Source organism: Halobaculum magnesiiphilum (genome assembly GCF_019823105.1).
In the GTDB taxonomy this organism is placed as follows: Archaea; Halobacteriota; Halobacteria; order Halobacteriales; family Haloferacaceae; genus Halobaculum; species Halobaculum magnesiiphilum.
Map to the genome: position 1 here is coordinate 221172 of NZ_CP081958.1, position 21239 is coordinate 242410.

A 21239-nucleotide genomic window follows, 5' to 3' on the forward strand; every position below is an offset into this window, starting at 1 on the left:
CGATCACCCGAGGACGAGCTTCGCGACGATGCCCGCGAGGAACACCGTCGCGAGCAGCCAGACGCCCGCGCCGAACGCCTGCGCGTAGGTCATCCCCCGCGACCGGCAGATGTGGTAAACCCCCCAGGTGACGTACAGCGCGATCAGGCCCCCGAACAGCCCGAAGAGCGCGCCCAACGCCGGGGTCTCGGAGACCACCGCCGCGCCGACGCCGGCGGCGGCCGCGACGACGAGCACGCCGCCGACCGCCAGCGGTGCCCCGGCGGGCTCGGTGGTTTCGCCGGGAAGCTCCGGGGTCGACCCGTCCTCGGTCCCGGCGCCCGCGCCGGTCGCACGGACCCAGCTTCCCGGGGCGAACGACCGGGCGACGTAGGCGCCGACCGCGACCAGCACCAACCCCGTGACCAGCGTGCTGACCAGGTACGCCGTCGTTGTCATGGCGCACGTGTTCGGGTCCCCCGGATATAATCCTTGCCAGATACTGACACGCATGTCGACCGATCGTCGGCGCTTCCGCCCCGCACTCAGCCCTCGCCGCCGTCCGGAACGGTCCAGCGTACGAGCACGACGCGATCGACCCGGTTGCGCTCCCACAGCAGCGCGACGTCCGAGCCGGCGTCGGCCCTGAAGACACCCGAGTCGCCCTCGGAGAGGGTTTCGGACCTCCACGTCGGGTGCCGTTCGATGTCGTCGACCGACACCATCAGGCCGTCGGGGGAAACCGTCGGCCCGCCGTCGTGGACGATCCGGGCGTGGCTGTCGTTCACCCGGTCGAAGCGCCACTGCACGTCACGCATCGGCTCGGCGGTCGAGGCGTTCCCCGAGGCCGCGACGTACCCCAGCACCCCCAGCGCGACGACGAACACGGCGGCGACGCCGACGACGGCGACCGTCAGCAGGCGGTCCGGATCCTCGGGCATGTCGGGCATGTGCTGTCATCTCACACCACGCACCCCGATCGCCATGAGCGTACCGGCGGACACCGGCGGAAGAGCGGTGCCCAGTTCATCGTGCACCTGCCCGCTCTATCGGAGGCCGTCGGGGGCCGCCTCGACGGCGGCCGTCAGGAGGTCCACGGTCGCGGTCAGGTCGTCCACGTGAGCCGTCTCGACCGTCGAGTGGTGGTAACGGACCGGGATCGAGACGGCGCCGACGGGCGTCGACCCCGCGGCGGTTTGGAGCGCGCCCGTGTCGGTCCCGATGTTCGCGGCGACCTCGCGCTGGTACGGAATCTCGCGCTCCTCGGCGAGCGCCTCCAGGCGGCGGACGACCGCCGGCGTCGGCACGACCGTCGCGTCCTTGCGCTTGACCGCGACGCCGTCGCCGAGCGTCGTCACGCGGTCGGCGGCGTCGACGCCGGGCACGCCCCGTTCGAGCGTGCCGTCGACCGCGATCGCGACGTCCGGGTCGAGGTCGACGCCGACGCCCTCGGCGCCGCGGAGGCCGACCTCCTCCTGTGTGGTCGCGACGTAGTGCACCGTCGCGTCGGGGTCGGCCCGCGCGGCCGCCCGCAGCATCGCCCAGACGCCCGCGCGATCGTCGAGCGCCTTCCCGCTGACGCATTCGCCGATGCGCTCGGTGGCCGCGCGCATCGTCACCACGTCGCCGACGGCGATCCGCTCGCGGGACGCCTCGCCGTCGAGTCCCACGTCGATCGCGATGTCCTCGACATCCTGTTCGGACTCGGTGTCGCGGACGTGGGCCGGGATCGCGCCGATGACGCCGTCGACAGGGTCGGCTCCATCGTCAGCATGAACGCGAACGCGCGCCGAGCGGAGGATCTCGGGGTTCCAGCCGCCGAGGGGACTGACGCGGACGAACCCGTCGTCGTCGACGTGGCGGACCATGAACCCGATCTCGTCCATGTGCGCGGCGATCAGCAGTTCGGGTTCCTCCGGGTCGCCCTCGACGGTGCCGACGACGTTGCCCATCGCGTCGGTTCGGACGCGGTCGACGGCGCGCTCGAACTCGCGGACGACGATCTCGCGCGGCTCCGTCTCGTAGCCGACGGGGCCGTGGGACTCGGTGAGGTCGCGGAGGAGGTCGAAACCGTTCATGATCGCCGGTTCGCTCGCGGGGCGAAAAGCGCGGGGGTCGCGGCGGTTCGGGGGATATCCGGGAACGTCGTGAGGGGGACCGTTCAGTGCTCCAGCGACTCGACGTACTCGTAGTCGGCCTCGTAGGCGGTCACGCGCTGTCCGTCGAGTTCGATCCGCCAGCCGTCGAGCACGGCCGGGTCGTCGAGCGCCCGACGGAGCGTCTCGCGCACGTCGTCGACGTTCACCCCGTAGAAGTCGTCCGGGACCCCGTGGAGGTACTGCAGCGCCGTCTCGAAGAGGCTGCGCATGCCGTCGTCGTTCTCGAAGTCGACGTGTTTGTACGCGCCGGCGGCGACCTGCACCATCCCGTGGAGGAAGGCGCTCTCGACGGAGCCGCGTCCGTAGTTGTACCACTCGTCCTCGAAGCAGTCGTGGGACTCGTGGTAGTCGCCGGCGTTGAACAGGCGGACGCCGTGTTCGGTCGCCCGTCTGAGGGTGGCGTGCTCCCAGACGCGCTCGTCGGCGCGCCACCCGGTCGGGTCGCCGAGCGGCGGCGCGACGCTCAGGTCGCGCGTGTGGTCGTCCATGTCATCGCGTCCGCGCGCGACGTTCCTAACACCATCGTCCACGACGGGTCGCCGTCGGCAGTGGCGGCAGCAGCGTCGCCACGGGGGTGGAATCCGACGAACGGTTTTACTGTCGTCGGTGCCGATGAACGCCTATCTGATGGGATTCCTTCGACGAGTGGCAGCGTGGGTTCGGTCGATCGGTAGACGGGCCCGAAACGACGCGATCCGGACGTGGCGCGTGGTGAGCGATCCGGGGTCGCGTCCGGCCGTGCTGTACGCGCTCGCGCTCGGTGCCGCGGCGGCGAGCTTCCTCCTGTTTCTCACGGGCGACGGCGGCGACCCGGACGGGGTGGAGTTCGGGCTGCTATTGGGGTCGTTCGGGACCGTGTTGTACATGTCGCTGCGGCAGGCCGGGAACGCACCGCGTCGAGGGCGGTGACGCGCCGGCGACACGGCGGTCGTCGAAAATCGGAGCATTAACCCTCGGGGGGACCCCTCCCGTAAGTGCGTGCGAGGGTAGCCAAGCCTGGAAACGGCGGCGGACTCAAGATCCGCTCCTGTAGAGGTCCAAGGGTTCAAATCCCTTCCCTCGCACTGCGCGGGCCTCGTGCCCACAGTGCGGAAGACGCTCTCACGGAGCGCTCTTCCCTCGCAAAACTCACTCTGAACACCGATGAGCCGCAGGTTCACCGTGATCCCCGATTCGCTTCTGTAGAGGCGCTACGAGCACACCGAGGGGTGCAGCGAACGGAGGTCGAACCGACCGACGAACCGCTCGTTGATTTCGGCCCACCTAAAATTCGAAACCGACTTATTCGATTAGGTTGGCCTAAATCATATGTCGAGAAAGGCGGGCCGGGACGAACGCCCGATATCCAGACGCGAGAACGGCCGCGACGATATGACGGATCGACAGAGAGCGAAACGATCGACGATGCTTGCGCGGACGTGGGTGATCGCGGGCTGTTACGACGACCCAGCCGATCACGGAGTCCCGGAGGTGCCGGCGTGGGAAGTCAGCCGGAACGGTGACCGGCTGTCGTTCGTCGCCGAGGACGGGGACGAGCCGTTCATCAGCGCCGGGAACCCGGTTCGAGCGCGACGCTGACGGGAAACGAGCTCGGCAGCTGCACGGGACGGGGTGTGAGCGAACGCGGTGGAGGGACGGCTGGATCGAGATTCGTCGGTCGACCGACGGGCCTGGGAATAGAGTAGGGTGCCGTTACTCCCCGCCGTCGGTCGCGACGCCGAGCAGTTCGTCGGCGACGCGACCGGCCTCCGCGGGGTCGGGTCGGGCGCCGTCGCGGACCTCCTCGCCGAGGACGGCCGCGAGGTCGGCCACGTCGTCGCCGCTCCCGGCGGCGTGAACGCGTTCGAACGCCGGGCGGTAGCCGGCCGCACAGCGTCGGCCGCCGTCGGTCGTCGTCGCGTCGATGACGTACTCGATCTGTCTGACCGCCTCGCCTGGGCGCATGGATGAAGGGTGTACGTACTGTGACTTAACTCCGGTCTGAGTCGAATTCGAGTAAACAGTCCTCACGGCCGCTTCGGGCGGAAATCGGCGGATGCGGCGAAGAGGAGAAACTCGGTTTCGAGTAGTCGATCGCAGCACCGGGCGGTCACGGCAGCCGACGGCGCATCGCGTCGAGGTACTCGGCGGCGACCGGGGGGTCGTCGGCCGCGAGGTCGGCGACGCGGTCACAGCCGTGGACGAGCCGTTCGGTTCGCTCGCCGTCCGTCAGCTTGTTTCGGGCGAGCGTCCGCGCCGTGTCGACGGCGGCGACAGCCTCGTCGGGGCGTCCCTCGCGGACGGCGGCGCGCGCCGACTCGATCAACTGCGTCAGGGCCGCCTCCACGTCCGCCGGGAGGTCGTCGGGCGTCGACGGCGCAGGGAGGCCCGAGGGGTCGCTCGCGTCGTCCTCGTCGTCGGGCACGTCGACGATGTTCTCGCCGGGGGGAGTAAACTCCCACGGGAACCGCACGGAACCGACGGCTATTCCGGGCTGGTGTCCGAGGGACAGCGCATGACGGCGCACGAACCCGACGGCGGGTCCGACCGGGCGGCGGTCGCCGAGGCGGCCGCGCGGGCGGGGGCGGCGGTCGCGGGGAGTCGGTTCCGCGACGGCATCGATGTGGAGCGGAAGACCGGCAAGACGGACGTGGTGACGGAGGCCGACCTGGCGAGCCAGCGGGCCGTCATCGAGCGGATCCGCGAGGACTTCCCCGAGGACGCGATCGTCGGCGAGGAGGAGGACGAGCTGAAGGCGGTCCCGGACTCGGGCGCCGCGTGGGTGATCGACCCCATCGACGGGACGAACAACTACGTCCGGGACATCCGGGCGTTCGCGACGGCCGTGGCGGCGGTCGTCGACGGCGAGCCGGTCGCGGCCGCGAACGTCCTGCCCGCGATGGACGACGCGTACGTCGCCGACGGGGAGGCGACGTATCGCAACGGAACGCGCGTGACCGTCAGCGACCGGACGGACCCGGAGACCGCGGCGGCGACGCCGACCGTCTGGTGGGACTTCGACGCGCGCGACGAGTACGCCCGGGCCTGCGCCGAGATCGTCGAGCGCTTCGGCGACATGCGGCGGTTCGGCTCGGCGCAGGCGACGCTCGCGATGGTCGCCGAGGGGGCGCTCGACGCGACGATCACGAACGTCGACTGCAACCCGTGGGACACCGTCGCCGGCGTCCACATGGTCCGCGTCGCCGGCGGTACGGTGACCGACCTCGACGGCGAGCCGTGGCGCCACGACTCGACGGGGCTGGTCGCCTCGAACGGCGGCGTCCACGGGGAGGCGTTGGCGGCCGCGCGGGCGGTTCGGTCGGTCGCCGAGGAGTAGCGATCGTACGCGGAGGAGGAGCGTTCGTCTCCGGCAGCGCGCGCGTCGTGGGAACCCAAACCGCAAAGGTGCCGAGGCGGCAGAAGCCGCTATGGAACTCGACGACACCGACCGCGAGATCCTCCGGATCCTCCAGGAGGACGCGCGGACGCCGTTCAGCGAGGTCGCGCGCCGCATCGACATGTCGAGCGCGACGGTTCACGACCGCGTCTCGCGCATGGAGGAGGCGGGCGTCCTCCGGGGGTATCGCGCCGAGGTCGACCCGAAGGCGCTCGGCTACGGCGTCTCGGCGTTCGTCGGCCTGCGGGTCCAGCAGGGCCACGAGGAGGACGCGCTCGAAACGCTTCGCGAGGTCGAGGGCGTCCGCGAGGTCCACCTCACGACCGGCGAGTACGACGTGATGCTGCGCGTGTACGCGGAGTCGACCGACGACCTCCGTGACCTCATGTTCGGCCAGATCGCGACGATGGACGGGTTCGACCGCTCGCAGACGATGGTGATCCTCGGAACCGACTACGAGGAGGCCGGCGTCCCGATCTGACGCTCGCCCGACGGGGATACCCGGGATCCGTCTGCGGCCCGGAGGGAGTATCGCGACCATAGGGAAGCAAGGCGGCCCCGTACGTCCCGGCTACCAATCCGACCGGAGCGCCGCCGCCTTCCATGGCGACTGTCGCCGAGTTCACTGTCGTTCCCGGTGACTTCCCCCTCGGAACCCTCCTTGCGACCCACCCGGAGGCGAGGATACGGCTGGAACAGGTGGTTCCGACCCGCTCCGCTCCGATCCCGTACTTTTGGGTGGACGGCTCCGAGTCCGAGGAGGTCGTCGAGGTGTTCAGGGACAGCCCCGACGTGAAGCGAACCCAGGTGATCGACGAGGTGGACGGAGAGCTCCTCGTCCGCGTCGAATGGAAGCCCGACGTGGACGGGATCTTGCGTGCCACCCGCGAGACGGATGTCACGCTTGTGTCCGCGGAGGGAACGAGCGACGGGTGGACGCTGGAAGTTCGGGGAGACGACGCCGACGCGATCAAGGCGTTTCAGGCGAACTGCACCGAGTCCTCGATCCCGCTCGAACTGCGGACGCTCCATGCGCTGATGCCGCTCGTGGGAGCCGACGAGTACAGTCTCACCGACCGACAGCGCGACGCGCTGATCGCCGCCTACGAACGGGGCTACTTCGACTCGCCGCAACGGGTAACCCTCGAGGAGTTAGGCGCCGAGTTCGGGATAACCGGACAGTCGTTCGGGTCCCGTCTCCGGCGCGGGACGAAACGGCTCATCAAGGCCGCACTCGTCGACACGTGAGGCGACGGGAAGCCGTCAGTCGTCGGGGGTCGTAAATACCTTCTTCATGTGAAGGAGTGCAGTACAACCCGGGACGTCTCATAGTACGGGTTGTATGCGAACGGATGACACAGGAGTGGTGACCGACTCCGCCGGCGGAGGCGCTGTCGATGTCAGGAACGGGGTCGCGGTAGTCGACCCGGTGGCTATCGACGAGAACGAGGCGACCGTGATCCACGCGGTCGTGGCGAGCGTCGCCTCCGTCAGCGGGAGGAACGCGCTCGAACTCCCACCGCTGTACGACGTGATCGACCCCGAGGCGTTGACCTCGCTGTGTTCCGACCGGTGGAGCGACGGGTCGGACTCCTCTGTCCGGGTCTCCTTCGAGTACGCGGATCACCTCGTAACCGTCTCGGGGTGTAGAACCGCGACGGCGACCCCGCTGGAGTAACGTCGGAGCGCGACACACGACAGCTCCCCGGACGCGGAGCGGAATCGGACCCGACAGCGTCGCCCGCGAGGACGCCCGGCTCGACACCGATACGACTACACGCCAGCCCCCGCCATCGTCGTTAGACCGATATGAAGGCGATCAAGGACAGCGTCCACGACTACATCACCCTCGACCCCGTCGCCGGGGACCTCCTCGACACGCGCACCCTCCAGCGCCTGCGCCACATCAAGCAGCTCTCCACCGTCCGGCTGGTCTATCCGTCCGCCTCACACACCCGCTTCGAGCACTCGCTGGGCGTGTACCACCTCGCCGACCGCGCGCTGGAGTACCTCGGCGTCGACGGCGACCGCGCCGACCACCTCCGCGCGGCCGCCCTCCTCCACGACGTGGGCCACGGGCCGTACGGCCACCAGACGGAGGAGGTGATCCGCCGGCGCACGGGCATCGACCACGACGAGATCGGCGACCTCCTCGGCGACACCGACGCCGGCGACGTGCTCGAATCCCACGGCCTCTCGGTCGACCGCGTCGCCGCGATCGTTCGGGGGGAAGGCGAGTTGGGACAACTGGTCTCGGGGGAGCTGGACGTGGACCGGATGGACTACCTGGTGCGCGACGCCCACCACACCGGCGTCCCCTACGGCACCATCGACCACGAGCGCCTCGTCCGCGAGCTCACCTACCAGGACGGCGCGCTCGTGCTCGCCGAGGGGAACGTTCAGACCGCCGAGTCGCTGCTGCTCGCCAGGGCGCTCATGGACGCCACCGTCTACCGCCACCATGTCTCCCGGGTCGCCGGCGCGATGCTGGAGCGCGCGTCCGAGCGACTGCTCGAATCCGACGCCGGCATCGACGTGGAGCGGTTCCGCCGGATGGCCGACCACGACCTGCTCGTCTCGCTGCGCGAGCACGTGCCCGCGCTGGGCGAGCGCATCGAGTACCGCGATCTGTACAAGCGGGCGATCTGGGCCGACCTGTCGGCGACGCCCGCGGACGTGGTCGAACTCGATCACGGCGACGAGCGCGACGCCGAGCGGGAGATCGCCGACCTCGCCGGCGTCGACGACCGCGAGGTGATCGTCGACGTGCCCGGACGGCCGACGTTCACGGAGGCCGGCAGCCGCGTCGTCGTCGACGGCGTCCCCCAGCGGCTCGAGGACGCCTCCGAACTCGTCTCCGGGCTGCGCGCCGCCCAGCGCGCCGGCTGGCGGATGGGCGTGTACACGCCCGCGGAACACACCGACGCCGTCGCCGCCGCCGCGGAGGACGTGCTCGGCGTGCGGGCGAGTTCGATCCCGGACTGAACCCGGACGGCGTCCGCGGCATCCGCTCCGGGCGGTTCAGATCAGCTCGTCGCCGACTTCGCCTCCTCCAGCCACGACGGTTCCTCGACCGTCGTCGATCCCACGTTCTCGTAGGTGATCGTCACCGAGAGCCGGGTCGGCTCGCCGAGCCCTTCGACGACTACCTGCCAGTCGACACGCTTCACCAGCCCGTCGGAGCGGACGTACACCTCGACGGTCGCGTCGGTCGCCTCCGCGTCCGCGAGCGCCTCGCCGACGTGACCGACCGCCGACTCGTTCAGCGTCGAGACGTTCGCCTCGTACACGTACGTCCGCGTGCCGTCGACCTGGGCGGTGCCGTTGGCCGAGAAGTCGAACGCCCCCGCCAACTCGGCCACCGGCGGCGTCGTGAAGCCGCTGACGTTCGGCACCGACTCGTTCTCCGGGCGGTCGTAGCGGATCGTGTTCCCGGCCCGCGTCCGGACGTACGGCCGGTCGTCGGCCGGCGCGTAGACCGAGAGGCTCCCGTCTCCCGTTTCCTGTTCCCACACGTACGTCTCGGGGTCCAACTCGACGGCCGCGGTCGTGTTGCTCGTGACGTCGATGACGCTCCCGTTCACGGACACCGTCTGGTTGTAGGTGTAGCTGCCCGCGTCGCGGATCGCCTCCTCGTGGCCGTCCTCGACGTCCTCCGCGGAGGGCGGACCGTCGTAGGGCGCGCCGCCGCCGGTACAGCCGGCGAGGACGACGAGGAGGGCGACTCCGGCAGCTATCCAGAGGGACCGTCGCGTGCCTGCTCCCATGGTCCGCCGCTCCGGCCCGACGGGTGATGTGCTTTCGGGCCACCCGTGACGGAACAAACAGGTCGGACGCCCTACGCGTGCCGACCGCGTCGCCCACAGTTTATACACGATGCCGGCGAAGCGCGGGCCAATGACGACCATCAAGGACTCCGTCCACGACCACATCTCCGTGGGCGGGATCGCCGAGGACCTCCTCGACACGGGGCCGGTCCAGCGGTTGCGCCGGGTCGCGCAGCTCGGGACGGTGAAGCTGGTGTACCCGTCCGCGAACCACACGCGGTTCGAACACTCCCTGGGCGTGTACCACCTCGCCGACCGCGCGCTCGACTCGCTGGGGATCGAGGGCACGGAGGCCGAGCGCGTCCGCGCGGCCGCCCTCCTCCACGACGTCGGCCACGCGCCCTTCTCCCACAACGTCGAGGAACTGCTCCACCGTCACACGGGCCTGTACCACGACGACGTGACGGACCTGCTCGTCGACACCGAGATCGGGGACGTGCTCCTCGAACACGACCTGGATCCCGAACGGATCGCGGGCCTCATCGCCGGCGAGGGACAGTACGGACAGCTCGTGTCGGGGGAGCTGGACGTGGATCGGATGGACTACCTGGTGCGCGACGCCCACCACACCGGCGTCCCCTACGGCACCATCGACCACGAGCGCCTCGTCCGCGAGCTGACGTTCGCCGACGGCGACCTCGTGCTCGACGAGGGGAACGTCCAGACCGCCGAGTCGCTGTTGATGGCGCGCGCGCTGATGACGCCGACCGTGTACGCCCACCCCGTCGCGCGCATCTCGAAGGCGATGCTCCGCCGGGCGACCGAGCGACTGATCGCGACGCCGGACATCGACGCCCGTTCGGTGCGCCGGATGGACGACTACGACCTGATCAGCGCGCTGCGGATGACGCCCGAGACCGAGACGTTCGCCGACCGCTACGACCGGCGCGACCTGTTCAAGCGCGCCGTCTGGGCCGAGTACGACGACACCCCGGCCTCGCTGCGCGAGGCGGACCACGAGGCGATCCGGGAACTGGAGGCGGACATCGCCGAGCGCGCGTCGGTGTCGCCGTCGGAGATCGTCCTCGACGTGCCGGCCGAACCGTCGATGGCCGAGTCGACCTCCGACGTGCTCGTCGGCGGCGAGGTCCGCCGGCTGGGCGACCACTCGCCGCTCGTGACCGCCCTGCGGACCGCCCAGGCACGGCAGTGGCGCATGGGCGTGTACACCGTCGCCGACGCGACCGACCGCGTCGGGAAGGCGGCCGTCGACGTGCTCGGGCTCGACATCGAGGGAACGCTCGTCTCGGACGTGCGCCAGCGTGTCCACGCGACGCTCGACGAGTTCGGGGCCGACGCCGCGGGGGTGGACGAATGACCGACGACGACGACGCTCCGGGAGTCACCACCTACGAGGGGACGATCCTCGTCGGCCGCGACTTCGAGGCCGTCGAGGGTCGCCTCGTCGTCGAGGACGGGACGATCGCGGCGATCGAGGAGGCCGCCGTCGCCAGCGACGACATCGTCTGCCCGGCGTTCGTCAACGCCCACACCCACATCGGCGACTCCGTCGCGAAGGAGGCCGGCCGGGGGCTCGATCTCGACGAACTGGTCGCTCCGCCGGACGGACTGAAACACCGGATCCTCCGGGACACGAGCACCGAGGAGAAGGTGGCGGCGATGCGCCGCTCGCTGCGGTACATGCACGCGACGGGGACGACCGCGCACGTGGAGTTCCGGGAGGGCGGCGTCGCCGGCGTCGAGGCGATCGAGGCTGCCGTCGACGGCCTGCCGGTCGAGTCGGTCGTGCTCGGCCGCGAGACGGTCGAGGCGATGGAGCACCCCTTCGCCGCCGGCTTCGGCGCCAGCGGCGCCCGCGACGCCGACTTCGGCGCCGAGCGCAACGCGACCCGCCGGGCGGGGAAGCTGTTCGGCATCCACGCCGGCGAGCGCGACTCGCTGGACGTCGAGGCGGCGATGGACCTCGATCCGGACCACATCGTTCACATGGTCCACCCCAACGAGACACACCTCGACCGGCTCGCGGACGCCCAGTGGCCCGTCGTGGTCTGCCCGCGCTCGAACCTCGTCACCGGCGTCGGCGTTGCGCCCCTTCGCGAGCTGCTCGACCGGACGACCGTCGCGCTCGGGACGGACAACGTGATGCTCAACAGCCCCTCGATGTTCCGCGAGATGGAGTTCGCGGCGAAGCTCACCGACGCCACCGCCGTCGAGGTGCTGCGGATGGCGACCGTCAACGGCGCCGAGGTCGCGGGGCTCGACTGCGGCGTCATCGAGGAGGGCCACCCCGCCAAGCTGGTCGTGCTCGACGGCGACACCGACAACCTCGCGGGCGTCCGAGACCCCGTCCGCGCGGTCGTGCGCCGCGCCGGCGAGGGCGACGTGAAGGCGGTTCGACCGTAGCAACACGTTCACGGTTCGGGCCCCCGACGCGACGCGCATGGATCTCGACGAGCTCCCGTCGCCGGGGACGACGCTGCGCCACGAGCGAACCTTCACCGTCGAGGAGGTCGAGGCGTTCGCCGACCTCTCGGGCGACCGCGGCGAGCACCACGAGGTGCCCGACGAGGACGGCCGGCTGCTCGTTCACGGCCTGTTGACGGCGACGATGCCGACGAAGATCGGCGGCGACCTCGACGTGCTCGCGCGGACGATGGAGTTCGACTTCTACCGCCCCGTCTACACGGACCAGCGGATCGTCTGTGAGGTCACCGTCGAATCCGTCGACCGCGTCGGCGACGACACGGGCGACACCGAGGACGCCGGCGACGGCACCGACGCCGGCGACGGCCCCGACCGCGCGGAGATCGAGGCCGACATCGTCTGTCACCGCGACGGCGACGAGGTCGTGCTCACCGGCGGGTTCGAGGGCGTCGTGTTGGGGTGAGCGACCCGGCCGCCGGTTCGTCCGAGCCGTCGCGGACCGCCCGGTAACGCCGGCGTCACCGACGCGCGCTTTGATGGCGACGGACGCCGTTGGCGCCCACATGGCCTGTCCACACCTCGAATACCGGGAGTCGGACGGCGATCGGGCGTTCGACACCGCCCGCGCCTTCTGCACCGTCGCCGACGAGTTCGTCCAGCCGGTCCACGCCGACATCTGCAACGAGCGTTACGGGCTGGACCCCGAATCCGACTGCGAGATCTTCCGAGATTTCGCGGGGCTCGACTGGGACGAATGACCTACGACGAGTACCTCGACGGCAAGCCCGTCGTCATCACCGCGGCGCTCACGGGCGGGATCCAGGGGAAGGAGGCCCACCCCGGGCTCCCCGAGACGCCCGCGGAGATCGCCGAGGCGGCCGCGGCGGTCGAGGACGCCGGCGCCGCGGTCGTCCACCTGCACGCCCGCCGCGACAACGGCGAGCGGGCGTTCTCGACCGAGCGATTTCAGGAGGTGACCGACGCCGTGCGCGAGGCGACCGACGATGTCGTGATCCAGCACTCGACGGGCGGCACCGCCGCGCCGGACGCGCTGCGCGCGGAGCCGCTCCGGACGGAGCCGGCGCCGGAGATGGCGAGCCTCGACATGGGGCCGATGAACCGCGGGCGACGCCTCACCAGCGAGAACACCCGCGACACGATCGACGGCCTGCACGCGGAGATGCGCGAGCGGGGGATCAAGCCGGAGCTGGAGGTGTTCAACAACGGCCACCTCAACGAGGCGTTCCGGATCGTCGACGACCTCGCGGATCCGCCGTACCTGAACCTCATCTTCGGGCCGGGGACGCTCGCGCCGCCATCGCCCGCGAACCTCCAGCGGACGGTCGACCAGCTCCCCGACCGCGCGGAGTTCAACGTCATCGGCTTCGGTCCCCACCAGCTCCCGCTGACGACCCAGTCGATGATCCTCGGGGGACACGTCCGCGTCGGACTGGAGGACAACAGCTACCTCCGGAAGGGGGAGCTGGCGACGAACGAGGCCCTCGTCGCGCGGGCGGCCCGGATCGCCGAGGAACTCGGCCGACCGGTCGCCTCGTCCGCAGACGCACGCGATCTGCTCGGGGTCGAGTCGCGGCGCTGACGTTCGGGGGCGGGGGGTCGCGTCGCCGGCCGCGTCGCCGGCCACGCCGCGGATGCGGCTCGGCCGGGGCGGTGACCGATCGCGCGCTCAAAACACGAAGACGACCACGACGAACCCGGCGAGTATCGACAGCGTCAACGCGAGCTGCGCGACCGACGACGCGAGCATCCCGGCGACGGTGAAGGCGGCCGCTCGGGCGGCCTCGCCGGGCGCCTTCCCGGCGCGCAGCTCCGCAGCGAACACGACGCCGACGGTGCCGACGAGGATGCCGAGCGGGCCGACGACGAACAACAGGACGAGCGACGCGAGCCCCGCCGCCACCATCGTGACGGGCTCGGCGCCGCCCGCCTTCGAGGCGAGCGGGCCGCCGAGGTGTTCGACGGCGAAGGCGGTTAGCCCGACGAGCGTGAAGACGATCACCCAGCCGAGCCCTAGCGTCGGCGCCGACGGCGGCGCGAGGACGTAGTAGACGAGGACGCCCGCGACCGAGAGCGGGCCGGCCGGCACAATCGGGACGACGCTCCCGACGACGCCGGCGACGAGGAGGGCGAGCGCGACGAGGACGACGGGATCGACCATGGACCGGAATTGGCGGGCGACGGGGATAAGTGCGGGCGCGGTTCCGACTGGTCCACCCTCGCTCCCGCGGGGTCCCTCCCAGCTCCCTCCCGACTCCCTCGCTACTCGTATCGATCGCGCTCGGCGAACGCCGCCTCGTCGCCGTAGCGGTCCACGAGGGGCTGGAGCGCGCGACCGAGGCTCCGCATGCACTCGGCCGTCGAGACGTAGTCGAGTCCCTCGGCGACGCGCTCCCATTCGCGCGCCTGCAATACTTTCCGAACGAGCAGGCGCTCCGCTCGGGCGGAGAGATCCGCCTCCTGATCGAGCAAGTGCGCGAGCGCGAGCTGCCGGAACGGTCGCGGCGCCGCGTCCGCGAGGCCGGGGCCGTACGCCGCCGCGACCGTGAGACGCCACTCGTACTCGGACACGTCGACGACGGCCTCGCCGTCGGCGTCGCAGGTGGCGAGCGCGGCGCGGACCACGTCCGGGTCGAGATCGCGCAGGGCGTCCGAGAGGACCGCGCCGATCCGCTCGCGGAACCAGCGGGCGTGTCGGCGCGCGAGCGCCCGTCCGTCGTCGCTCGTCGGGGCCATCATGAGCGCCGAGTGCTCTCCGCTCGCGGCGTTGCGCGTGGTCGCGAGGTGAACCGTCCGGTACCCGTTCTCGGCCCAGAAGTCGAGCAGGCCGGGCGTCGCGCCGAACCCCGTGCCGAGGTAGTCCACGTCGTCGCCGGTCTCCCGCTCGATCTCCCGGAGCAGCCGCGAGCCCAGCCCGCGGCTCCGGACGGCGTGATGGGTCGCGATACGCATGACGCGCAGGCCGGTCGGCGCGGCCGCCTCGGGGTCGCGAAGCTGGCTCGTCAGCACGTCCGGGAGCATGTTGCCGCGGACACGCTCCCCGTCGTACATCGCTTCGCGAGTCGCGGCGTCGAGGCCGCCCTCCCGCGCCAGCAGTGCGACCGAGACGACGTGCCCCTCGTGTGTCAGCGCGCGAACCGAGAGGTTCGGCGCGTCCAGCAGGCGCGCGAGGTCGTCGGGTTCGGTACGGTAGTGCGCGAGCACCAGCAGGCCGAACGCCTCCGAGAGCAGGTGCTCGTCGGCGAGGAGGTCGTCCCCGTCGAGCGCGCGGTAGTCGACGGTCTCGGGATCCGCGTCGGCGACCGCCTCGTCGACCGGGGGTCGGGCGTCGAGCATGAGCGCGCGGAACGCCCACCCCTCGACCGGGTCGCCCCGGGCGTAGCGGATCGGGTCGTCCATCCGTACGTCGGTGACGCGGCGGTCCGACTCGTCGAGCCGGTCGCGAAAGCGGACCGAGAAGCCCCGGCCGGCGCCCTCGTAGCCGTGGACGGTCGTGACGAACGCCGCGGCGGGCGCCGCGAGCAGGTCCGCGAGCAGGCGCACCGGGAGCGCGGCCGCCTCGTCTGCGATCGCCACGTCGGCGTCGCCGGCGGCCTCGGCCGCCTCCGCTGGCGGGAGGTAGCGGATCCGGCCGCGTCCGGTCGGATCTACCGACGGTTCGTCGGCGGACGCCCCGACCTCGATCCGTCGTTCCTCGTCGACCGCCAGCGACGCGTCGAGGTCGTCGAGCAGGGCGCGAGCGCGCTCGAACAGCGCCGCGGCGCCGCCGAACGAGGGCGCAGTTACGAGCACGTCGCGGCCGTCGAGCGCGAGGTTCGCGGCGGCGAGGCCCGCGGCGCTGGATTTCCCGCGACCGCGGTCGGCCTCGACCACGACCGCCTCGGCTTGCTCGGGGGTTCCGGTTCGAAGCCGCTCCAGCGACGACAGCGCGCGCGACTGGTCCCGGGTGAGACACGACTCGTAGGCGACGGCCGGGAACGCCGCGGCGTCGGGGACGGACGGTCCCGGTTCGGCCGGGGGCGCGTCGTCGCCGGTGAGGCCGTCCCGTTCGATGTCCGCGGCGGTGCCATCGGCCGCGCTGTCATCGGCCGCGTCGTCGGCGTCGCCGTCAGCGGCGTCGTCGCCGACCCCGACGATCGCGACGCCAGGGTGCGTCCGGAGCGTCTCGACCAGCCGCGTGCGGAAGCGACCGGACACGTCGTCGAGGCCGAACGGCGGGACGGCGAGCGACTCGTCGAAGTCGTCGCGGCGGTCGGGCCACTCGTCGAGCGGCGGCGCGAGGAGGACGTAGAGGCCGCCGCCGTCGACGGCACCGACGGACTGACCGACGACGTCGGGCGAGAACTCCGCGAACGCGTCGAGGATCACAGCCTCGCGGGTGGTCCCGAGCAGTCGCTTGGCGTGTTTCGGCCGGTGGCGCTCGAAGCGGAACCCCTCGCGGGTCGACAGGAGCGTCGTCTCCTCGTCCGCGATGTCGGCGGACTCGACGGCGGTGAAGGCGGCGTCGAAGCAGGCGTCCCGGTCGCCGTGGAGGACGAGCAGGCGCCGCTGGTTCGTCCGACGCGCCTCCGTCCCGAGGTCGGCGGCGAGGGAGGCGAGGGCGGCGATGTCCATACCTCCGGTTTCCCGCGTCCCGAGTTGGGTCTTTCCGTCGCCGGGACCGACACCCATGTTTAACTACTCGTGTGAGAGTGTGCATAGGTAGCGATGCCCATAGACCCGAGCTTCGAGGAGAACCGCGAGCAGGTCGACGAGCACGAGGGCCACGCCGTCTGGGGGCCGGTCGACGAGCCGGAGGAGCTGGGGATCCACGGGACCCACGTCGCCGTCGACTTCGACATCTGTCTCGCCGACGGCGCCTGTCTGGAGGACTGTCCCGTCGACGTGTTCGAGTGGGTGGACAGCCCCGGCCACCCGGAGAGCGAGTTGAAGGCCGACCCCGCCAACGAGGACCAGTGCATCGACTGCATGATCTGCGTCGACGTGTGCCCGGTGGACGCCATCGACGTGGACGCGGGGCGGGCGGGGCGGATCTGACTCGCGACCGGGGCGAACGCCGAGCGTGAGGCCGGCGGCGCGATCGACGCGGACCGAGAGCGGCGCTTCTGGGGGCCGGCGGGGGCGACGACGGAGAAACGTTTACTTTCGACTCGTGACATTAGATAGATTAGTGGTACCAATGCACACAGTCGTGATGACGAAGGGAGTCCCCGACTTCCGCGAGGGGAAGGTCGCCTTCGACGAGGACGGACACTTGGAGCGGGGGAACACCCCGACGGTGATGAACCCGAACGACGAGCACGCGTTGCGGGCGGCGCTCCAGACCCGCGTTCGACACGGCGGGCGCGTGAGCGTGATGAGTATGGGCCCGCCCGGGTACGAGGACGTGCTCCAGGAGGCGATGGAGTCGGTGTACGCCGACGACTGCTATCTCGTCTCGGACAAGCAGTTCGCCGCGGCCGACACGTGGGCGACGGCGATCACGCTCGCGACGGCCATCGAGCACCTCGGCGAGCCGGACCTCGTGTTCGCGGGGTTCAAGACCGCCGACGGGGAGACGGGACACACCGGGCCGCAGACGTGCTGGGGGCTCGACATACCGATCGTCACCCACGTCGTCGCGCTCGACATCGACCCGGAGGAGCGGACGCTGCGCGCGAAGCGACTCGTCGAGGGCGATATCGAGGAGATCGAGACGGTGGAGACGTCGCTGCCGGCGTTCGTCGTCGCCGACCCGGAGTTCGAGCCGTCCTACCGGACGGCCCGTCACCGGCTCGAACGCAAGCGGCTCCGGGAGGAGGCGCGAGAGCGAGCCGCCGACATCGACGAACACGTCACCTACTGGGACCACGAGGAGCTGAACCTCGACCCGGACTACGTCGGCCTGGACGGGTCGCCGACGATCGTCTCCTCGGTCGATCCGATCCCGCGAGCGCCCGCCGAGCGGGAGGCGACCGAGGTCGACCCGACGGATCCGGAGGCGCTGGGCGAGGTCGTCGAGGAACTGACGCCGCACGCGGGGGGTGACTGAGCGTGCCCGAGTTCGACCCCGCCGAGTTCGACGTCTCCGAGCTCGGCCCGAAGGTCCAGTCGATCGACGACCCGGCGGAACTCCGCGCGGTCCTTGAGGCCGAGCGCGACGGCGACAACCGCGACGCCGTGATCACCGTCATCGAGAGCAGGTTGGAGCAGGTGTCCGAGGACGACGGCGGCGACGATGGCGAGATCGATCTCGACGCGATGTCGGTGGCGGACATCGGCAACGCGCTGCAGAACGTCGACGACCCCGAGCGCCTGCGCGACCTCCGCGAGCGCGAGGTCGACGGCGAGGACAGAGACACCGTCCTCCGGCTGATCGACCGTCGCCTCGACTCCGTCGAGGGGGGAGAGGAGGGCGAGACCGGGGGCGCGGAGACCGACCGCGAACCGCCGGAGGAGCGCCACCCCGAGTTGGACCACCCGACCGCGGACAAACGCCACGTCAGGGCGCTGGAGGACGGCACCTACCGCGACATGTGGGTGTACTGCGAGACGCAGGCGGGCGACCTGCTCGACGTGTCCCGCGAGATGCTCGGGAAGGCGCGGGAGCTGATGGACGGCTACAACGACGACTACGTCGGCGACGACGGGGACGACGAGCGCGTCGTCGCGGTCCTGATCGGCGACGACGTGGCCGACCACGTCGACGAGTGCATCGAACTGGGGGCGGACGTAGTCGTCTACCACGAGGACGACCGGCTCGCGCGGTTCCAGCACAAGCCGTATACGGAAGTGTTCGCGGACATGGCCCGGTGGGGCGCCGACCCGCCCGCCCGCGACGAGGACCGCGAGGCTTCGCCCCCCGACAACGCCGACTGGCGCGACTACGACGAGCCGAGATACGTGCTGTTCCCGGCGACGCACAACGGCCGCGACCTCTCGGCGCTGGTGCAGGCGGAGCTCGACTCCGGGCTGGCGTCCGACTGCTCGGGGCTGTTCATCGACGACGTGGGTATCTCCAACCCGGTGAAGACCGGGGCGCCGGGGACCACCCGAACGTTCGAGCGCGTCCTGCACATGAAGCGGCCGGACTTCTCCGGGTTCGAGTACTCGACCATCCTCTGTCTCGACAACCCCGACCGGGAGTTCCACCCGCAGGGCGGCTCGGTTATCCCCGGCAGCTTCGAGGTTCCCGACCCGGGCCCCGGGCGCGAGGGTGAGGTGATCGAACACGAGGGCGACCTCGACGACGGCTGGTTCCGCGTCGAGGTGACGGAGTTCGATCGCCTCGACGGCGGCGTCGACCTCTCGGGTCACGACGTGGTCGTCGCCGTCGGCCGGGGCATCGGCGACGACCCGACGCGCGGGATGGAACTCGCGCTCGAACTGGCCGACGCGTTCGATGACGCCGCCGTGGGCGTCTCCCGCGGCATCGTCACCGGCTCGTACAGCTTCGACGGCCATGTCGAGGAGTACACCGCCGAGGAGCGCCAGATCGGCGAGACCGGACAAGTGGTTGAGCCGTCCGTCTACATCGCCGCGGGGATCTCCGGGGCGGTCCAGCACAAGGTGGGCTGTGACGAGGCCGACACCATCGTCGCCGTGAACACCGACCCGGACGCCCGGATCCACGACTGGTGTGACTACTTCGTTGAGGGCGACCTCTTCGAGGTGCTCCCGCGGCTGACGGAGGCGGTGAAGACGGGGAGCGTCGACGCCGAGGCGCTCGCCGACGGCGGGGCCGGGGAGCCCGCGACCGACGGCGGGACCGTCGCCGGCGACGCCGGGGGTGAGCTCGATGAGTAACATGGACGAGGTCGGCTTCGACTCGTCGGCCGCCGTCGACGGCGGGGAGTCGTTCGAGGCGGTCGTCGTCGGGGGCGGTCCGGGCGGCGCGGCCGCCGCGGCGGTCCTCGCCGAGAACGGCGTCGAGACGCTCGTCCTGGAGCGGGGCGTCGAGGCCGGCTCGAAGAACGTCTCGGGTGGTCTGCTGTACGCCGAGGAATCCGCCCCCTACACGCTCGACGGGCTGTTTCCGGGCTTCCGCGACGAAGCGACCGAGCGGCCCGTCACCCGCAACTACATGGACAACCTCGCCGACGGAAAGGTCCACACCGTCGACCTCGGCGGCGTCCACCACCACGACACCGAGTGGTGCGACTCGGTGCTCCGGCGACCCATGGACTCGTGGGTCGCAGAGCGCGTCCACGAGCGGACCGTCGAGGCCGGCGGCGGCCTCCTGACGGGCGTGCGCGTGAACGGCCTGCTTCGCGAGGGCGGCGAGATCGTCGGCGTCACCTGCGACGAGCTCGACCCGATCCGCGCGGACCTGATCGTCGCGGCCGACGGCGTGAACAGCGAACTCGCCCGCGACGCGGGGCTGATGGACTGGGACGAGCCCGAGGAGTGGTTCCAGGGCGTCAAGGCCGTCGTCGATGTTCCCCCCGAGGAGGTGAACGACCGGTTCGGCATCGACGACGACGAGGGCGTCGCCCGCCTGTTCGCCGGCGACCTGTTCGAGGGCGTCCGCGGCGGCGGCTTCCTCTACACGAACCGCGACTCGCTGTCGATCGGGACGGTGTTCCACCTCGACAGCCTCGCGGCAGAGCGCGCCGAGCCCCAGGAGCTCCTCGACGCGCTGCTCACCCATCCCCACCTCGGACAGTGGCTGCCCGACGAGTACGACGAGTACGACGAGCGCGAGTACTCGGCGAAGCTCGTCCCGGACTCCAAGAAGGTCGCCCACCCCTCGCCCCACGAGGGGCGCCTGCTGCTCGTCGGCGACGCCGCGGGCCAGATGCAGGCGCAGGGGCCGATCATCAAGGGGATGAACCACGCCGTCTCCGCGGGCGGGCTCGCCGCCGAGGCGTACATCGAGGCCCGCAACCGCCGCCAGCCCGAGAGCGCGGGCGAGCGATACGAGCGACGGCTCCACGACTCCGGCCTGTACGGGAAGCTCAGACCCCGGCGGTACGAGGCGCTCGGGCGGTTCGGCGAGCGCGAGGTCGTCGCCGACGCGGTCGACGACCTCGCGGGTTCGCGACTGGGTCGCCTCGGCGTCCGGATCGCCGGCGGCGTCGTCGAGCGCGCGTTCAACTCCCCGTTCCTGCTCGGAGCGCTCCCGGACACGCGGACCGCCTACGCGACCGTCCCGCGGGTGCTCGCGGAGGAGCTCGGCGAGCCGGTTCGGGGCGACAACGACGCCGACCCGCCGTCGCTGGAGGAGCGCATCGGCGACCTCACCTACGACACGGACGTGGGCAACCCGCACATCGAGCTGATGGACAACTCATTCGAGGCCAGCGGCACGGCCGTGACCGCGTGCCCCGTGAGCGCCGAGGGCTTCGGCGGCGGCTGCTACCGCGAGGAAACCGTCCGCGCGAACGGCGACGAGGAGCGCGTCGTGAGCCTCGACACGCAGCCGTGCGTCGAGTGCGGCACCTGCGCCGTCGTCGCCGACACGGAGTGGACGCACCCCCGCGGCGGCAAGGGCGTGGACTTCCGACAGGGGTGACG

General features: G+C 71.1%; 25 protein-coding genes and 1 tRNA gene. 17 read left to right on the top strand and 9 right to left on the bottom strand.

Features of this window, described 5'->3' with window-relative positions; all coding sequences use genetic code 11:
- Positions 1-3 precede the first annotated feature (3 nt).
- The 4 genes from K6T50_RS01210 to K6T50_RS01225 all read right to left on the bottom strand — a co-directional run bounded on the left by K6T50_RS01210 (position 4) and on the right by K6T50_RS01225 (position 2626).
- Positions 4-438: a hypothetical protein gene (locus K6T50_RS01210; RefSeq protein ID WP_222607636.1), complete on the bottom strand. Its 435-nt coding sequence runs from the start codon at positions 436-438 to the stop codon at positions 4-6.
- Between the two features lie 86 nt (positions 439-524).
- Positions 525-929 carry a hypothetical protein gene (locus tag K6T50_RS01215; protein WP_222607637.1) on the bottom strand — a complete coding sequence of 135 codons (405 nt, stop codon included), beginning with the start codon at positions 927-929 and terminating at the stop codon, positions 525-527.
- A 96-nt stretch (positions 930-1025) separates the two neighbouring features.
- The gene (locus tag K6T50_RS01220; protein WP_222607638.1) at positions 1026-2057 is read right to left on the bottom strand and encodes a M42 family metallopeptidase; all 1032 of its coding nucleotides are present in this window, start codon (positions 2055-2057) and stop codon (positions 1026-1028) included.
- 83 nt (positions 2058-2140) lie between these two features.
- Positions 2141-2626 carry a DUF309 domain-containing protein gene (locus K6T50_RS01225; RefSeq protein ID WP_222607639.1) on the bottom strand — a complete coding sequence of 162 codons (486 nt, stop codon included), beginning with the start codon at positions 2624-2626 and terminating at the stop codon, positions 2141-2143.
- A gap of 223 nt (positions 2627-2849) precedes the next feature.
- On the opposite strand from K6T50_RS01225, the gene K6T50_RS01230 reads away from it, so the two are divergent.
- The 3 genes from K6T50_RS01230 to K6T50_RS01240 all read left to right on the top strand — a co-directional run bounded on the left by K6T50_RS01230 (position 2850) and on the right by K6T50_RS01240 (position 3716).
- Positions 2850-3047, top strand: coding sequence for a hypothetical protein (locus tag K6T50_RS01230; protein WP_222607640.1), 198 nt, complete (start codon positions 2850-2852; stop codon positions 3045-3047).
- A 71-nt stretch (positions 3048-3118) separates the two neighbouring features.
- Positions 3119-3202 (top strand) — tRNA-Leu (locus tag K6T50_RS01235).
- Positions 3203-3509: 307 nt separating this feature from the next.
- Positions 3510-3716 carry a hypothetical protein gene (locus tag K6T50_RS01240; RefSeq protein ID WP_222608951.1) on the top strand — a complete coding sequence of 69 codons (207 nt, stop codon included), beginning with the start codon at positions 3510-3512 and terminating at the stop codon, positions 3714-3716.
- 114 nt (positions 3717-3830) lie between these two features.
- On the opposite strand, the gene K6T50_RS01245 is transcribed toward K6T50_RS01240, so the two are convergent.
- Both K6T50_RS01245 and K6T50_RS01250 read right to left on the bottom strand, forming a co-directional pair.
- Positions 3831-4082 carry a hypothetical protein gene (locus tag K6T50_RS01245; protein ID WP_222607641.1) on the bottom strand — a complete coding sequence of 84 codons (252 nt, stop codon included), beginning with the start codon at positions 4080-4082 and terminating at the stop codon, positions 3831-3833.
- A 145-nt stretch (positions 4083-4227) separates the two neighbouring features.
- A complete protein-coding gene (locus K6T50_RS01250) occupies positions 4228-4542 on the bottom strand; it encodes a DUF8101 family protein (RefSeq protein ID WP_222607642.1) in 315 nt (104 codons plus the stop codon).
- Between the two features lie 90 nt (positions 4543-4632).
- Here K6T50_RS01250 and K6T50_RS01255 point away from each other — a divergent pair, with 90 nt between their 5' ends.
- From K6T50_RS01255 to K6T50_RS01275, 5 genes are all read left to right on the top strand, one after another.
- On the top strand, positions 4633-5454 hold the full coding sequence (locus K6T50_RS01255; RefSeq protein ID WP_222607643.1) for an inositol monophosphatase family protein: 822 nt from the start codon (positions 4633-4635) through the stop codon (positions 5452-5454).
- A 91-nt stretch (positions 5455-5545) separates the two neighbouring features.
- Positions 5546-5995, top strand: a complete 450-nt coding sequence (locus tag K6T50_RS01260) for an Lrp/AsnC family transcriptional regulator (protein ID WP_222607644.1) — start codon at positions 5546-5548, stop codon at positions 5993-5995.
- 122 nt (positions 5996-6117) lie between these two features.
- The gene (locus K6T50_RS01265; RefSeq protein ID WP_222607645.1) at positions 6118-6762 is read left to right on the top strand and encodes a helix-turn-helix domain-containing protein; all 645 of its coding nucleotides are present in this window, start codon (positions 6118-6120) and stop codon (positions 6760-6762) included.
- A 118-nt stretch (positions 6763-6880) separates the two neighbouring features.
- The gene (locus K6T50_RS01270; RefSeq protein ID WP_222607646.1) at positions 6881-7192 is read left to right on the top strand and encodes a HalOD1 output domain-containing protein; all 312 of its coding nucleotides are present in this window, start codon (positions 6881-6883) and stop codon (positions 7190-7192) included.
- A gap of 131 nt (positions 7193-7323) precedes the next feature.
- On the top strand, positions 7324-8499 hold the full coding sequence (locus K6T50_RS01275; RefSeq protein WP_222607647.1) for an HD domain-containing protein: 1176 nt from the start codon (positions 7324-7326) through the stop codon (positions 8497-8499).
- Positions 8500-8540: 41 nt separating this feature from the next.
- Here K6T50_RS01275 and K6T50_RS01280 read toward each other — a convergent pair whose 3' ends face one another.
- A complete protein-coding gene (locus K6T50_RS01280; RefSeq protein ID WP_222607648.1) occupies positions 8541-9281 on the bottom strand; it encodes a DUF7537 family lipoprotein in 741 nt (246 codons plus the stop codon).
- Between the two features lie 130 nt (positions 9282-9411).
- Here K6T50_RS01280 and K6T50_RS01285 point away from each other — a divergent pair, with 130 nt between their 5' ends.
- The 5 genes from K6T50_RS01285 (at position 9412) to K6T50_RS01305 (ending at position 13326) form a co-directional block, all read left to right on the top strand.
- Entirely contained in the window at positions 9412-10659 is a 1248-nt protein-coding gene (locus tag K6T50_RS01285; protein WP_222607649.1) for an HD domain-containing protein, read from the top strand.
- Complete coding sequence (locus K6T50_RS01290; RefSeq protein WP_222607650.1) at positions 10656-11705, top strand: amidohydrolase family protein; 1050 nt, start codon at positions 10656-10658, stop codon at positions 11703-11705. The genes K6T50_RS01285 and K6T50_RS01290 overlap by 4 nt, the downstream gene beginning before the upstream one ends.
- 37 nt (positions 11706-11742) lie before the next feature.
- Positions 11743-12189 carry a hotdog family protein gene (locus K6T50_RS01295; RefSeq protein ID WP_222607651.1) on the top strand — a complete coding sequence of 149 codons (447 nt, stop codon included), beginning with the start codon at positions 11743-11745 and terminating at the stop codon, positions 12187-12189.
- A gap of 73 nt (positions 12190-12262) precedes the next feature.
- Positions 12263-12484, top strand: a complete 222-nt coding sequence (locus tag K6T50_RS01300) for a hypothetical protein (protein WP_321170118.1) — start codon at positions 12263-12265, stop codon at positions 12482-12484.
- The gene (locus K6T50_RS01305; protein ID WP_222607652.1) at positions 12481-13326 is read left to right on the top strand and encodes a beta-keto acid cleavage family enzyme; all 846 of its coding nucleotides are present in this window, start codon (positions 12481-12483) and stop codon (positions 13324-13326) included. Before K6T50_RS01300 ends, K6T50_RS01305 begins: the two co-directional genes overlap by 4 nt.
- Before the next feature lie 87 nt (positions 13327-13413).
- Here the strand turns inward: K6T50_RS01305 and K6T50_RS01310 are convergent, their stop codons facing one another.
- Positions 13414-13905: a DUF456 family protein gene (locus K6T50_RS01310; protein WP_222607653.1), complete on the bottom strand. Its 492-nt coding sequence runs from the start codon at positions 13903-13905 to the stop codon at positions 13414-13416.
- 101 nt (positions 13906-14006) lie between these two features.
- Positions 14007-16358 carry a tRNA(Met) cytidine acetyltransferase TmcA gene (tmcA, locus tag K6T50_RS01315; RefSeq protein WP_222607654.1) on the bottom strand — a complete coding sequence of 784 codons (2352 nt, stop codon included), beginning with the start codon at positions 16356-16358 and terminating at the stop codon, positions 14007-14009.
- Between the two features lie 93 nt (positions 16359-16451).
- On the opposite strand from tmcA, the gene K6T50_RS01320 reads away from it, so the two are divergent.
- The 4 genes from K6T50_RS01320 to K6T50_RS01335 all read left to right on the top strand — a co-directional run bounded on the left by K6T50_RS01320 (position 16452) and on the right by K6T50_RS01335 (position 21237).
- Positions 16452-16781, top strand: coding sequence for a 4Fe-4S dicluster domain-containing protein (locus tag K6T50_RS01320; RefSeq protein WP_222607655.1), 330 nt, complete (start codon positions 16452-16454; stop codon positions 16779-16781).
- 142 nt (positions 16782-16923) lie between these two features.
- Positions 16924-17775, top strand: a complete 852-nt coding sequence (locus tag K6T50_RS01325) for an electron transfer flavoprotein subunit beta/FixA family protein (RefSeq protein WP_222607656.1) — start codon at positions 16924-16926, stop codon at positions 17773-17775.
- A gap of 2 nt (positions 17776-17777) precedes the next feature.
- Positions 17778-19529, top strand: a complete 1752-nt coding sequence (locus K6T50_RS01330; RefSeq protein ID WP_222607657.1) for an electron transfer flavoprotein subunit alpha/FixB family protein — start codon at positions 17778-17780, stop codon at positions 19527-19529.
- A complete protein-coding gene (locus tag K6T50_RS01335; protein WP_225935347.1) occupies positions 19522-21237 on the top strand; it encodes an FAD-dependent monooxygenase in 1716 nt (571 codons plus the stop codon). The genes K6T50_RS01330 and K6T50_RS01335 overlap by 8 nt, the downstream gene beginning before the upstream one ends.
- The last annotated feature ends 2 nt before the right edge of the window (positions 21238-21239 follow it).

What these genes read in the sequence shown, in the direction of transcription:
- K6T50_RS01215 (WP_222607637.1), bottom strand. Translation starts at nt 929, where the DNA reads ATGCCCGACATGCCCGAGGATCCGGACCGCCTGCTGACGGTCGCCGTC.
- K6T50_RS01255 (WP_222607643.1), top strand. Translation starts at nt 4,633, where the DNA reads ATGACGGCGCACGAACCCGACGGCGGGTCCGACCGGGCGGCGGTCGCC.
- K6T50_RS01275 (WP_222607647.1), top strand. Translation starts at nt 7,324, where the DNA reads ATGAAGGCGATCAAGGACAGCGTCCACGACTACATCACCCTCGACCCC.
- K6T50_RS01320 (WP_222607655.1), top strand. Translation starts at nt 16,452, where the DNA reads ATGCCCATAGACCCGAGCTTCGAGGAGAACCGCGAGCAGGTCGACGAG.
- tmcA (WP_222607654.1), bottom strand. Translation starts at nt 16,358, where the DNA reads ATGGACATCGCCGCCCTCGCCTCCCTCGCCGCCGACCTCGGGACGGAG.
- K6T50_RS01305 (WP_222607652.1), top strand. Translation starts at nt 12,481, where the DNA reads ATGACCTACGACGAGTACCTCGACGGCAAGCCCGTCGTCATCACCGCG.
- K6T50_RS01210 (WP_222607636.1), bottom strand. Translation starts at nt 438, where the DNA reads ATGACAACGACGGCGTACCTGGTCAGCACGCTGGTCACGGGGTTGGTG.
- K6T50_RS01290 (WP_222607650.1), top strand. Translation starts at nt 10,656, where the DNA reads ATGACCGACGACGACGACGCTCCGGGAGTCACCACCTACGAGGGGACG.
- K6T50_RS01260 (WP_222607644.1), top strand. Translation starts at nt 5,546, where the DNA reads ATGGAACTCGACGACACCGACCGCGAGATCCTCCGGATCCTCCAGGAG.
- K6T50_RS01240 (WP_222608951.1), top strand. Translation starts at nt 3,510, where the DNA reads ATGACGGATCGACAGAGAGCGAAACGATCGACGATGCTTGCGCGGACG.
- K6T50_RS01285 (WP_222607649.1), top strand. Translation starts at nt 9,412, where the DNA reads ATGACGACCATCAAGGACTCCGTCCACGACCACATCTCCGTGGGCGGG.
- K6T50_RS01300 (WP_321170118.1), top strand. Translation starts at nt 12,263, where the DNA reads ATGGCGACGGACGCCGTTGGCGCCCACATGGCCTGTCCACACCTCGAA.
- K6T50_RS01225 (WP_222607639.1), bottom strand. Translation starts at nt 2,626, where the DNA reads ATGGACGACCACACGCGCGACCTGAGCGTCGCGCCGCCGCTCGGCGAC.
- K6T50_RS01325 (WP_222607656.1), top strand. Translation starts at nt 16,924, where the DNA reads ATGCACACAGTCGTGATGACGAAGGGAGTCCCCGACTTCCGCGAGGGG.
- K6T50_RS01220 (WP_222607638.1), bottom strand. Translation starts at nt 2,057, where the DNA reads ATGAACGGTTTCGACCTCCTCCGCGACCTCACCGAGTCCCACGGCCCC.
- K6T50_RS01245 (WP_222607641.1), bottom strand. Translation starts at nt 4,082, where the DNA reads ATGCGCCCAGGCGAGGCGGTCAGACAGATCGAGTACGTCATCGACGCG.
- K6T50_RS01295 (WP_222607651.1), top strand. Translation starts at nt 11,743, where the DNA reads ATGGATCTCGACGAGCTCCCGTCGCCGGGGACGACGCTGCGCCACGAG.
- K6T50_RS01280 (WP_222607648.1), bottom strand. Translation starts at nt 9,281, where the DNA reads ATGGGAGCAGGCACGCGACGGTCCCTCTGGATAGCTGCCGGAGTCGCC.
- K6T50_RS01310 (WP_222607653.1), bottom strand. Translation starts at nt 13,905, where the DNA reads ATGGTCGATCCCGTCGTCCTCGTCGCGCTCGCCCTCCTCGTCGCCGGC.
- K6T50_RS01265 (WP_222607645.1), top strand. Translation starts at nt 6,118, where the DNA reads ATGGCGACTGTCGCCGAGTTCACTGTCGTTCCCGGTGACTTCCCCCTC.
- K6T50_RS01335 (WP_225935347.1), top strand. Translation starts at nt 19,522, where the DNA reads ATGAGTAACATGGACGAGGTCGGCTTCGACTCGTCGGCCGCCGTCGAC.